At 38.9% G+C, this 12,867-nt stretch carries 13 protein-coding genes and 1 riboswitch; all 13 genes read right to left on the bottom strand.

The genetic code is table 11. From position 1 onward, the window contains the following. Nucleotides 1–50 precede the first annotated feature (50 nt). On the bottom strand, nucleotides 51–698 hold the full coding sequence (locus ACE1EF_RS03960) for a hypothetical protein (RefSeq protein ID WP_375719319.1): 648 nt from the start codon (nucleotides 696–698) through the stop codon (nucleotides 51–53). 430 nt (nucleotides 699–1,128) lie between these two features. Next, entirely contained in the window at nucleotides 1,129–1,716 is a 588-nt protein-coding gene (locus ACE1EF_RS03955) for a dihydrofolate reductase family protein (RefSeq protein ID WP_375719318.1), read from the bottom strand. 222 nt (nucleotides 1,717–1,938) lie between these two features. After that, complete coding sequence (locus tag ACE1EF_RS03950; RefSeq protein ID WP_375719317.1) at nucleotides 1,939–2,217, bottom strand: TfoX/Sxy family protein; 279 nt, start codon at nucleotides 2,215–2,217, stop codon at nucleotides 1,939–1,941. A 72-nt stretch (nucleotides 2,218–2,289) separates the two neighbouring features. Continuing rightward, complete coding sequence (locus ACE1EF_RS03945) at nucleotides 2,290–3,561, bottom strand: oligogalacturonate lyase family protein (protein ID WP_375719316.1); 1,272 nt, start codon at nucleotides 3,559–3,561, stop codon at nucleotides 2,290–2,292. Between the two features lie 165 nt (nucleotides 3,562–3,726). Continuing rightward, nucleotides 3,727–5,058: a C13 family peptidase gene (locus ACE1EF_RS03940; protein ID WP_375719315.1), complete on the bottom strand. Its 1,332-nt coding sequence runs from the start codon at nucleotides 5,056–5,058 to the stop codon at nucleotides 3,727–3,729. Between the two features lie 183 nt (nucleotides 5,059–5,241). After that, a complete protein-coding gene (locus ACE1EF_RS03935) occupies nucleotides 5,242–5,778 on the bottom strand; it encodes a hypothetical protein (RefSeq protein ID WP_375719314.1) in 537 nt (178 codons plus the stop codon). Between the two features lie 74 nt (nucleotides 5,779–5,852). After that, complete coding sequence (locus tag ACE1EF_RS03930; RefSeq protein ID WP_375719313.1) at nucleotides 5,853–6,281, bottom strand: hypothetical protein; 429 nt, start codon at nucleotides 6,279–6,281, stop codon at nucleotides 5,853–5,855. Further along, nucleotides 6,265–6,780 carry an RNA polymerase sigma factor gene (locus ACE1EF_RS03925; protein ID WP_375719312.1) on the bottom strand — a complete coding sequence of 172 codons (516 nt, stop codon included), beginning with the start codon at nucleotides 6,778–6,780 and terminating at the stop codon, nucleotides 6,265–6,267. Before ACE1EF_RS03925 ends, ACE1EF_RS03930 begins: the two co-directional genes overlap by 17 nt. 443 nt (nucleotides 6,781–7,223) lie before the next feature. Continuing rightward, nucleotides 7,224–8,456 (bottom strand): hypothetical protein, encoded by a 1,233-nt coding sequence (locus tag ACE1EF_RS03920; protein WP_375719311.1) that lies wholly within the window; start codon nucleotides 8,454–8,456, stop codon nucleotides 7,224–7,226. Between the two features lie 459 nt (nucleotides 8,457–8,915). Beyond that, nucleotides 8,916–9,383 carry a toxin-antitoxin system YwqK family antitoxin gene (locus ACE1EF_RS03915; RefSeq protein ID WP_375719310.1) on the bottom strand — a complete coding sequence of 156 codons (468 nt, stop codon included), beginning with the start codon at nucleotides 9,381–9,383 and terminating at the stop codon, nucleotides 8,916–8,918. Nucleotides 9,384–9,863: 480 nt separating this feature from the next. Next, complete coding sequence (locus ACE1EF_RS03910; protein ID WP_375719309.1) at nucleotides 9,864–10,406, bottom strand: GNAT family N-acetyltransferase; 543 nt, start codon at nucleotides 10,404–10,406, stop codon at nucleotides 9,864–9,866. 10 nt (nucleotides 10,407–10,416) lie between these two features. Then, nucleotides 10,417–11,643 (bottom strand): cellulase family glycosylhydrolase, encoded by a 1,227-nt coding sequence (locus ACE1EF_RS03905; RefSeq protein ID WP_375719308.1) that lies wholly within the window; start codon nucleotides 11,641–11,643, stop codon nucleotides 10,417–10,419. 412 nt (nucleotides 11,644–12,055) lie between these two features. Then, entirely contained in the window at nucleotides 12,056–12,451 is a 396-nt protein-coding gene (locus ACE1EF_RS03900) for a VOC family protein (protein ID WP_375719307.1), read from the bottom strand. Nucleotides 12,452–12,770: 319 nt separating this feature from the next. Next, nucleotides 12,771–12,867, top strand: a riboswitch (TPP riboswitch).

The following is a 12,867-nucleotide window of genomic DNA, read 5'->3' as shown; positions in this document are numbered from 1 at the left end:
TATATGTTTATTTTTAGAAAGGAAGTACCACTTATGTGTATGCTAAAATATTATTGGATCCATTTAATCAGATCTTTTCTACTGGTTTCCATTTGCTTTATCAACTCCTTGTATGCTTCTTTGTCCAGTGGTTCGGTGTCTTGATATTTTTCAACCATTTCCATGGTTTTGAGTATTTTCAGCGCGGTTAAATATGCGTGCCATGAATCATTGAGTTCAGATTCCTGTTGGCTTAAGTTTTCGTATGCTTCCTTTTGTTTAGTAAAATTTTTGATACTGCTGTTTAATCTTGATTCTAAAAGCTTAAATATCAGTGTGTCATTGTCCTTTACCGAATTCAGCAATCCCTCAGCCCGCCTGTAGTATCTGTCATTATTGTTAATGAAGGTTGTGATCCGGTCATTTTTTTCAGCTGCCTGCTCCTGTAATTTGCGGTATTTTTCAATAGCCAATTCAAGTTCCGCATGCTCTTCCAGATAATCATCGAACAATTTGTCAATTTGATCCCCTTTAATACGCCCTGCATTAGCTAATGAACTGAGATCATACTTATTTTCTTCGAATGCCACCGGTATATTTTCAGCCAGTTGTGTCGAATCTGCTTCCTGTTTTTTAGCGGTTTGATCAGATTTATTTCCTGTACAGCTGCTTAGTGCAATGAACACCAGCAAAATGGAGATTACATTTAAGCGGATCATGTGTCTTTTTTTGAGGTTCATATTCATTGGATAAAATAATCTCTCTCTATTCTATATCTGAATAAACATTTGAATCTTCAGGGATTTCAGGTTACTTCTTTCAAAAGTTTAATTCTGAGCAACAAGATAATTATTTTTTTGCATACTGTATGGTCTATATCCCAAAGAATATAATCCGGTCATCAGAATGAATACCGCTGTTCCGGTAAATCAGCTCTCTCAGGTAATTTGGTTTATCATTAAAATGATTCAGCTGAGCAGGTCTGTGCATTAAAAAACAGCCTTTTTTACAACTTTTAAAAAACCGTTGTAAAGATCTGATAAGGTCATAGAGGTCCCTGTTGATAACAATTGTTAAATTATCTCCTGAAATTCCGTCCGTCTTTAACTTTTCCTCATGAAAGGTTACATGTTAAAGTATACATTCAGGTTATGGTTTGTCCGGCACATATTTTAAGATGATGATACCACAGCTATATGCATGTGATTCAACAAGTTTAAGGTTTAAACTCCCTTCAAGTTCAGCAAAAATCGGCTTGCCGGTTCCGATGGCAGACGGATTGATAAATAAATGGTATTCATCGATCAGGCCCGATTTTATTAGGGAAGATACAAACTGCGCACCACCATAGACGATAATGTCGCCACCATCCCGTTCCTTCAGGTTTTTAATCTCCTCGATCAGGTGACCGTTGGCCATAACTGTGTTTTCCCAGCCATATGCAGCCGGCACGGTGTGATTAAGCGATTTGGAAAAGACGACTTTATGGGTGTCTGTAAACATTTTTCCTGCATCATACTCGGGATGATCATGCTCCGCAGCGATATTTGCCCAGTGCGGTATAAAACCTTCAGCCAGTTTCCGTCCCATGATAATACAGTCGACAGAGCTGGTCAGCTTTTCTACATATGCTTTCAGTTCATCATCCCAGTTAAACTCCATCCAGTCCATTTCTCCATTGTTCCCGGCAATAAAGCCATCAAGAGACATCTGGATCTGTAGCTTAAGTTTCCTCATTGTGTTTGTATTTTGGTTGTTAATGGTATTGTTCGTATAACCGGTTGTTATATTCCGGTAAAAACTGGCATCATTTGTACTTTCGTCCAAAGCTCAAATGGGGCAACAAATTACCTGTAAGTCAGATCTAAGTGTGTAAACGGGAAAATTCTGAAATCAAAAATAGCACAATACCGGCTGAAAGTCAATGTTTGTCAGCTTTGTTATATATACTTAACGATTTTAAAATTTGTTGCGTTTAATATTTTGATGAAAAATTTTGAGTTCGGCCTTACGTGTTGAACTTAACCGGTGCCAACGTATCCCCTGAACGGCTCCTTCTAGTGCACAAAGCATACTCAGGCAGGCATCTTTATCAACGGTTTGGATTTTTATAAAGGTATTTTCAGCTCCATCCTGTTTTAACTGATCGGGCGTATCAATTCCAACCTGGTGTAACCTGTCGGCAAGTGTTTTTCCAATATTGGGCAATTCCGTTAAGACGTCAATCTCCTTAGTCATAGATTTGCTATTATTAAGTCACCCGGTGAATATAGCCATAACTTACTATATTCACCGGGTGACTCATCATGATCAGATATCAACTTTATAGATTTGGCTTTTACCTTCGAAATTTGCCCGGAAAATAATGGATTTCCCGTCGGGTGTAAAATGTACATTCGGTTCCAGATCGTAGTTGTGGTGCTGCATATTCACCAGTTTTTCACTTTCAAGTTTATGATCTGCTGTATCCGGACGGAAAAGGTAGATCCAGCGGCCGTTTTCGGCATGAGCAACCTGACCTTCATCACCACCATCTCCGGCAAACAAATTTTGATCAGGAGAAATAGTAAAGTGAATAGACCATTCATCACGGGTCATTTCGTAATCTGTTTCTTTCCCTGTTTCAATATTGGTTCCGGCAAGGAAAAACGTTTCACCGCGTGGTTTCTGCAGGTCGAACCAGACCGTTTGTCCATCGGGACTGAAAAATTCATGGCCCGCAATTTCCCTGTACATCGTTCGTTTGTGCATGAGTTCAGGTGTGCTTGCCCCCATCCGGATAGTCCATATGCGATCTACCTTATGCCAGGGGCCTTCGTGACAAAACATCAATACATCCGGATCGGTAGGAGAAAACTGAACATGGTTCAGCCATGCTGTATCTGTAATGACAGGCTTTAATGCTTTGGTTTCTACATTTACCGTGAAAATTGTGTGGGGAAGTTTGGCCTCGTAAATTAAATTGAAAAATTCGCCTTTGCTGGGGTGATGCTTCAGAATAGAGTCTTTTTCACTTGTACTGAAAACACCGGCCAGTAAAGTCTCATCTGCATTCATGGTGGTAATCCCTGTACGTTTCAGGGAATCAGGAAAGATATAAAGTACGCGTGTTGACAGATCATCCACGTTGGTGGCAAAAACGGTATCCCTGCTTTGGTAAACAACTTCCCTGTGTTTTTTTGCAACTATTTCACCATGAATGGGTGTGGAGTTAAATGTCAGCTGTCTGGTCTTCAGTGTCTTAAGGTTCATTACATGCAACTGGCGCACTTCCCGGCCACGGTACCAGTGATCGGATCTGCCTTCGGTAGGACTGCCGTAATAGACCATGAGTGTTTCTTTTCCGTCCGCAGAAGGAAGAAATGGATTATTATGAAAATAGAAACTACGGTTGTCGCCTTCGACGGATGTTAGTCTGGTTAGTTTATGCTGTGTGTCCTTGTCGATCCACTGGTTTGGCATAGGACTCTGAGAACCGGTTTCCATGACCGGGACATCTTCCTTTGGTTTACAGTTAAAAACCAATAAACCTGTTAAAACCAGTAACGATAAAAGTATTGGTGAGGTGTATCCCGTTCTCATAGTGGTATTCAATTTTGTTATTTGAAACAGTAAATGTATCAAATAAGTGACTGAAAACAAAAGGGGATGGTAAGATTAGTCACCGGGTGAATATTAACAGCATTGAAATATTCACCCGGTGACTTTTATTCTGAGGTTTAGCAGATCATCCGCTTAACCTGTATACTAAAGTGTGATGTTACTGCCGAATGCACCATCTCCGCCGCCGCCGGCCGATGGGGTAGATGTGGATAAACCATCACCGTCATCTTCATATTGCGGATTTTCTGATTTTGTATCATTTGTTATCGCATAATTGAAAGCTTCAAGCATGCTTACCCTGCCGTCGTTATCGGCATCGGCATCAATGGTATTACCATCGGGATCATTTCCGTTCACAGCAGAGGTAAAGTGATAGGAAAATTCATCATAAGCACCACCTGTACGTGCATAGGAGAACTGAAAGGAATTGGCTGCTGACATGATAATTCTGTTTTCACCACTGAGATCCCTGATAAATCCACCACTGAAACAAGGTTCCAGTACAAAAATCATTTGTGCGGCATTGATGTTATCTATTAATGCCGCAAAGGTATCATCACTTAACAGGTTTGAATTGTACCGGCACATGGTTTCATCGTATCCATAGGCGTCAAATTCATCGCCGTCAGAATCGCTTAAGCCTCCGTGGTTTTTTGAATCACTGGTTGCATAGCCACCGCCGTGATTGGTGGTAAACACAAACAACTTGTCGGTGAAATCAATGTCCGCCTGAAGCTCGTTCATAGCATTTTGTAGTCCGGTGCTTGTAGCGGCATAGTCAACCGGCATTTCAGAATCAGCGGCCGTTCCGCCGGCATAAACCACTTTTATATGATCCGGATCATAATCATATACATTGACGAGGGTGAGATACATGAATTTCAGATCGTTCCAGTATCGGCTGTGATTGTTTGCCGCATTGCATCCGCCGCTGTATAGCAGTGCATATTCATCAGCTTTGAGAGTCTCTCCGATTTTTTCACAAAGCACAGGATTCAATTCGCAAAGGCTGATGCCAGGGGTGATGTAAGTCAGGTCAACATCTGTCTTACCAATGACCTTTGGAAATTCTATGACCCGTATGCCTCTTACGTAGGCTTGCCCGAGATGTTCAGCGTTCATCTTGTCTTCTTCGCTGTCGAATTCCACCACAACACCCTTTAATTCAATAATCTGTCCGGTTTCCACACCGTTGGTATAGGTTTCTGCCGATACCGGATCAAGACGCAGGTAACTCTCTTCATCCATGGGCGTGTTAATGAGGAGCTTCGAAGCGTCGTCCACCAGGTAAACAGCATTGGCATCCACATACGTTCCCTGCACTCTGACTGTATCACCGGTTTCTGTCTCACCGGCTTTAACCGCTTTTATTGTACTGTCCTTAACGTTTTCAAGTTTGCTCACCAGCTCATCACATCCTGTTAGTACGATGCCGGATAAAAGAAGAAATGAAAGCACTTTATATAGTTGTTTCATAAGGCAATTATTTTTAATTAAACAAGCTTAATTTACGAAAAATAATTGTCTATACGGAATTAATCTAAATTAATTTAAGTGACTAAGTGTGGATTAAACGATTGGTGTAACATCACCAAAAACCTTTTAAATGTTGCTTTATAAGCTGTTTTAATCCGGTGTGCTGCTATTTTTTCCTGAGGTCTATTTCGCTTTTTTTGCTCCTTTTTTAGTTTCAACCATAATAACTCCTTCCGGTGCATTATACATCTTAATGGCTGCGTTTTGTTTAAATACCGAAATGGATTTAATCTGAGCAGGTTTTAACTCCGAAAGAGCTTTATATGAAGAAACCTCACCATCAATAATAACCATGGGATCTTTTTTATCGGAGTAGCCATAGTCCCTGAGGCCAAGTTTATCTGCCGTTTTTGCTGAGTCGGCCTTTGCCGCTGATTTAGTTTTAATCAGAACGACCCCGTTCGGTGCATTGTATTTTTCCATGGCTTGATCCCCTTTTAAAACGGAGACGGATTCAATTTTATCAGGATCCAGCAAATTGAAAATTTTAGCATCGTATTTTACACCATCAATATAAAAGTCGGGATCGGCATCGGTCTTTAATTTGATCTGCAGTTTTTCCTGTTTTTCAGAGTTTTTCATTACCGAAGTCGAATCCTGTGCCGACAGAGCATACACGGACAGAATAATAAGACACATTGTAATCATCAGATTTTTCATTTGCGATATGTTTTAATTGTTTAATTTTTAGTTTTATTGGACTGAAGTCCTGCCCGGTGTTACTTCTATGTTCATTATTCCTGCGCCAGATAGATGACAATCATATCGTCTTCATACAGCACATTTTGAGCCTCTTGCGGCGTTGTGTTATGCGCACTGAACATGCTTAAGGCTTCATTCAGCACAGCTTCCTTTTCCCGGTAGCTCAACCTGTGTTTTTGGGGATTGTAAACAAAAAGCGACAGTAAGATGGCTACGGAAGCGGCAGCTGTCAAAAAACCTGTATTTATCCTTCGTTTACGCTTTCTTCTGTACTGAACCGCTTTCCATACAGCTTTTTCAAGGTTTTGCGGTACCTCCTGGTGTGTTTTCTGCATAAAAGTGAACCACGGTTTATGATCCGAATCTGCCTGCCCGGCATGATCCCGGAGAAACTTCTCTTCGGCTAAAGAGCTTTCGCCTGCTTCGTATTTCTTAATCAGTTTATCAATGTTTTCCTTCATAGCTGTAAATCTTTTTCAGTTCCAAAGCAACCTGTTTCCGTGCGCGGGATAACAACACCCTGATGTGTTCCACGTTCAGATTTGTCAAACCTGCGATTTCCTTGAATTCCAGTCCGTCCAGATCACGCAGTGTAATGATTTCATGTTGCTGATCCGGTAATGTTTTAATCACGTCCTGAATCAGAACATTCAGTTCTTTCCACTCCAGGTCAGCTGGTCCTCTATTTTCAGACCAACCTGATTGATGCATTTCGCCGGCCTTCTCAAATACCGGATTGCTCTTTTTTAACAGATCCAGACAGTAATTCCGTGCCGTGAAGAACACAAATCCCGGAACATTCGGATGGTGTTTCAATTGCCGGCGTTTATCCCATAAGCGAATCATAATTTCCTGGATGGCATCTTCTGCAGTTTCCGCGTTCCCCAGCATACGAGCGACCATGGGATAGAGCCTGTCCGACAGTGAAACCACCTGTTGTTTGAATTCTGTTGCGTTCATCTAATCTAAATAACGAAAAAAACACGCAGGCATAACAAAAAAGATGAAATTGTTTTTGGGTAGAGACGTCGATTCATCGCGTCTCGGAAAAAATACATGTAAATCATAAATCAGGATTGTGAAACATCACAGGCAAATATTAAATGGTTGATCACCTGGCACCTATTCGCCGGACGAAATTTACAATACCGGTTATATTAATCCGGTGAAAATCCGGTGCACGGTTCATTTTTGAAGAGACGTCAATTCATCGCGTCTCGTAAAGAATACATATAAATAATAAACCAGGATTGTGAAACATCATAGGCAAAAAATAAATGGCTGGTTCACCCGGCACACATTCGCCGGATGAAATTTACAAAACCTGTTATATTCATCCGGTGAAAATCCGGGTAATCAATATTGAAGTCATCAAATAACCTATGGCATTAAGAATGGTACTGTTATTTTGACTTTAGGAGTTTATAACCAATAATTATGGATGTTCTTTCGTAGTTAATTGTATAATATGGGTTCCATAAATGACGGTCTAAATAGTACCTATAACCCAGATTAAACCTTTTGTAATCAAATCCTCCTCCAAAAGCGAAATTATTTTTGTGTGGAAATTCTAAATCAGGATGATAGCTATATTCAAATTCAATCTTCGAATCAAAATACATGGCGTAACTTGAAATATAGCTAGCGTTCAAATAGAGTTTAAAATTTTTATTCAGGAAAAAATAATATCTTAAACCTATAGGAAATTCTATTGTTTTGAAATCAATTCGTTTGTATTCAGTTCCTGAATTATCCTCTGCAGAGAAGTACTGATATGTTGGTTCAAAAAATAAACTCCATTTATTTTTATTGAATGGTAAAACAAACTCAGATTCTAAGCCAAACCGGATATTTCTTTGAGTTCCAAAACTAAAATTTCTTGAATCGGAAGTATGATGGTCTGCCGAAAAAAATAAATTACTTATTCCAGAGGTTACTTTTAAATTGTAAAAATGATTTTTAAATTGATGGACTGCGGATTTGCCATTATAGATATTCGAAGTCGTAATGGTATCCCCCATGCATTCATTATAATTCATGAAGTATTTTTTCAGATCTTTCTGTCGATAATTTAAATATTCTACAGTTTTCATTTTTGTATTATCACATCTCACATCAATCCATAACTGCTGTCTGAATTTGTTGTTATATGTAATGGCTTTATCATTCAAATACTTTCTGTAAATTAACTGGGTAACAGGAGAATCCTTTACGGAATAAAAATAGCGTTCTATGTTTCCATCTTCATAGATGTATAGAGAAGCTTTGCCATCAACCAGAAGTTTAAGAAACAGTGTTTCCTCGGACCAGACAGGGTCCTTTTTTAAGGATATTCTGTTCACATTGTCACTTGAATTGTCAATTTTAACATTAAAACGACGATACAATACATTTCCATAAATTCCAAATTCTTTAACTGAATCAATTGTATTCTTATTAATCTCATCAGCTTCGTTATATTTATAGATAAAGTCTACAGGATTATCTTTCCATTCAATATTTTTTATTAAGCATTCTGTACGAATGTTCTCATTATCAATAAAATATCCCTTTTCGAATCGTATCTGACCAAATGTATATGAGGTCATTAAAAAGAGGAAGAAAAAAAAGGGTAGAGTTTTCAAAGATTTTTTCATGGTTGTTTTGTGTTTATTTTTTAGTTGGATTGTTTAACTCCGCATGACAATAAGCCGGAAATGCGTATCTACAATCATCATAATTAATTACACTTTACTAAAATGGATTACTAGAATTTCAACAGATAATTATACAAATTACTTAGGCGTAAAGATAAAAAAAATTATGAACTGATAAACCAGCATGATTTTAGGTAGAGAAGTCAATTTATTATTTTTCGGAAAAAATACATATAAATAATAAACCAATAGTTTTGAGACATCAAAGGCAAATAATAAATAGCGAATCACACCGCACACATTCGCCGGATGAAATTTGCAATCTTTTGCGCAATGTATGACCCCATCCGGAGTCCAACTGTAGTAACAGATTATTTAATATGGATTTTTTCCTCTTTGTAACGACGTAGTTGAGATAAAGTAAGTTGGAGGAATTGCAATAAGAAATTACTCAAACAATTATCTGCAGGAAGCATATGGTATCATTTTTGGAGGAGGGTGAGGATACATATCTATTTTATCTCCTGAAATATGTTTCCCGTTTCTAAAAACAGCATGGAATATAATTTTACCTGCTGCATCATATCTTATCCATTCCCCGTCAAGTTTACCCCACATATAGTTCTTCACCAAAATAAGTTTCCCGTCGGAGTTCCAGGCATACACAGGACCATTAATAACCGGTTCTCCCATTAAATGAAGATAGTGTTTCTCACTTTTGACCACACCGTTTTCATGCCATTCCTGCATTAAACCTACAGGCATTCCATCTTTATAGTTTGTCTGGCTTTTAATTGAACCATTTCTGTAATAGGTTCTGAATATCCCTGAAAAAGGATTTCCCTCTTTATCCGTAAAAATCTGACCTGTAATACTTCCTGATAAAGCTAACAGAGCAATCATTAGTAGTGTAGTTATTCGGTTCATAGCTTCTGGTATTTGTGTTTTAATGCATATGCAATTAATGTGCCTGAATCAAATTATTAAAATAATTAAATCTATAAGTCGGTTATATTCATTCGGTGACAATCCGTCGCATAATGTTTGACCCCATCCGGGGTCACACGTTTGTAGCATACCTGAATGCTACAAATATAAGACTCCATCCGGAGTCCAACTCTGTTAATAGATTTTCTATTATGAAATATCCCTATTTGTCACGACGGAATCTGGATAGAGACGTCGATTTATCGCGTCTCGGAAAAAATACATATAAATAATAAACCAATAGTTTTGAGACATCAAAGGTAAATATTGAATAACAGGTTATCCGGCACGCATTCGCCGGACGAAATTTACAACACCGGTTATATTCATCCGGTGAAAATCCGGTGAATGGTTTGATTAGAATTAGAGACGCGATAAATCGCCGTCTCTACTGTAGAAATTATTCGGGGATAATTACATTTATTTTAATTTATCCCATTCCTCTCGTGTAATCCGGTAAATATTAACCGGTAATCCGTGATAGGTGGTTTGTTTGCTTATGGACATTCCGTTTCTCAGGGCGACCTTCTCTGACCGGATGTTATCCACGTGAATAATGGAAATAAGAGAATCCCGGAAGTTATGTTCAAAGGCATAATCCCTGCACAAGCGGGCGGCTTCGGTGGCATAGCCTTTGCCCCAGAATTCCGGTAACAGGGAATAGCCAATCTCCAGTTCTTCTTTACCATCCACCTCCTGTACCAACAGGCCACACTGACCAACAAATCTGTCGCTGCTTTTCTCAACCAGGACATTTAAGCCACCAGTATTGTTTTTGTATCTGCCTTCTACTTTTTGAAACCACGCTTCGCATTGTTCCCTTGGAGAACCAATATTGCTCATGCCTAAATAGGCTGCCGCATCCGGATGCTCAAAAAAGGTAAGCCAGACATTAAAATCACTGCGCTGCAGTAGTCTGAATTTTATTCGGTCGGTTTGCTGACCTTCAAGTAAATATTTCATTCGGATGTTACTAGAAAATTTCACACCATTTTTTTAGTTGTAGTGCAAGATCGTAGGTGAAAGCGCGAATTTCATCCCTTGCTTTCTCCTTGTCTTCTTTTGACATGGCCCGCCAGGTTTCAATTTTGGCTGTTGGCGGCTCCCACATTGGCACCATTTCGGCACTTTCCAGGATGTTAGCACAATATTCAGCGGCTTCCAGTATGTCATCAACCGAATGTTGTGAGAACCGGAATACTTCGGTTTCGCCACCAAGCATTTCCTGAACCAGTTTAATGGCCTTTTGGGCGTGTCCTTCCATATTCGGGTTTACCTTAACGCTGGTATTTAAATCTCTTTTTCTGTAAAAACCATATAATGCAGCAATGGTAGCCGGATCACGAATGGTTCCATCGGGATATACCAAGCCATGAATGGCTCCCCAGTACCCGTTAATTACCAGATTAAAGACATACCAGCCCACATTATGTTCTTCGCAGATCTCAAGGGCCATATCATAGGGGTTGGAACGGCCAAGACATCCCATTTCGCTGTTGATTAGCGGTTTGTTGTATTTTTTTGAATATTCTTCTGCCAGAACATAGCTGGCTTCAATGCGCGAACGGGTTTCAAGGTAATCGTGAAAGGAAATGACATCAACCAGATCATTTGTATTTTCACAAAATCTCGGATACATATGTCCGACAGTTATGGCGTTCTTTGGGTCAGTTTTCCTGACAAACCTGATAAAATGGCGTACAAAGTCAGTTATTTCATCCTCATGCTGCTTTTGGGTCTCTCCGGTACTTTTCAGGTAGTAATCGTTACAGTTTGGTTCATTCATGATGTCCCACATCAGGAGCCCTTCTTCGTCCTTTAAGGCATTAACAATTGCAGTGACATATTCCTCACAGCCTTTTCGTGCCTCTTTTTTCAGCATATCCGGGTTTAATCCGTTCCCGTTAAATAAAATAGGCATAACGCTTACACCGTGTTCATTGCAGGTTCGCACATAGTTAACAAGTCTGTTAATATAAGCTTCAGGATCTCTTTCGTAGCCCCTTTGATTCAACCAGACACGTGTGCTGTTTAACTGCAACCTGTCCATAAAGCCTAAATCCCTTTCCAGTATTTCCTGATCACCATAAATTCCGTGACAGACACCACGGATAAAACTGTAATCTTTTAACGGTTCTTTGGCTGATAAGATGCTCGTAAAGAGCAGTAAAGCGGAAGCAATAACTAAAAGCTTTTTCATTTTTTTGAGGTTAATTATGAATATTAGTCGTCAAGTAATGGTAAGTCGTTGAGACATAAAATTAGAAAATATTTTTATTAATCAGTACAACAAAAAGGAAGGATCGGTTTTTATTCACCGGGTCAATACGTATACGATTTTAAATAATCACCCGGTGACTAATAAAATGTACTAGGTTTAGAGACGTCTATTTATAGGGTCTTGATATAATTACATTTTAAATTTGGCCATCAATTTTATTAATATCAAAGCAGATAATGAACGCTAAGTGATTCTGCGTACAAACGACATATGAAATTTACAGGACCGGCATATTCATCCTGTGAAAATCCGGGGCATGGTTTGAATAGAATTAGTGACGGGATAAATCGCCGTCTCTACGATAGAATTTGTTGGGGATAATTTCATTCATCTATAATTCCTCAACCAATTGAATATTATTTCCACAGGTGTCACTGAGAATGGTATATTTTACGTTTCCCATAACAGTAGGTTTTACCGAAAATTCGACACCGAGCTGCGTCAACCGTTCAAATTCAGAATCCACATTTTCAACGTCAAATTGTGTCCAGGGAATTCCTGCTTCCATCAATGCATCCTGGTAAACTTTTGATGGTTCAAAGTGAAGAGGGGCCGGTTCCAGTAATATTTCCGGTCCATCCTGCCAATCTTTTGAAACCACAGTCAGCCATCTGTTACCACCGCCAAGATCAACGTCTTTCTTTTTGATAAAGCCTAATTTTTCGGTATAAAATTTTAAGGCTTTTTTCTGATCCCTCACCGGAATGCTAATCAATGTTACTTTCATTTTATTGGTTTTTAATTGTAGAATTTCGGCGCTTTAACTGTATAGCTGAAAATAATAGATCGGCTAACAAATAATTTTTGTTTTCAACGGTTTCTATTTTCTTATAAAAATCTTCGATATTCATACAAATACAAATTTGATTCTAAAATTACGATGAATAAATAGTTTTAATTATACTTCTTAATGATCAAAACTTTCAAAGTTAAGAGAACCATTGTCACAATTCAGAAATGCATTTTACCATCTCACCCATTCTAAATTACGCAATAATTCGTAATTCGTAATTTAGAATTCCTAATTAATTTCTACTTTTGCGGCGATAGTGTGATGGGGGTGCCTTAATAAAACGGGCTGAGATCAAACCCTTTGAACCTGATCCGGGTAGTGCCGGCGAAGGGAATCGGAGTAAACCCACA

Source organism: Quyinboa sediminis (assembly GCF_042219855.1).
Lineage (GTDB): Bacteria > Bacteroidota > Bacteroidia > Bacteroidales > UBA5342 > JBHJHP01.
This window is presented reverse-complemented; position numbering and strand designations above follow the sequence as displayed.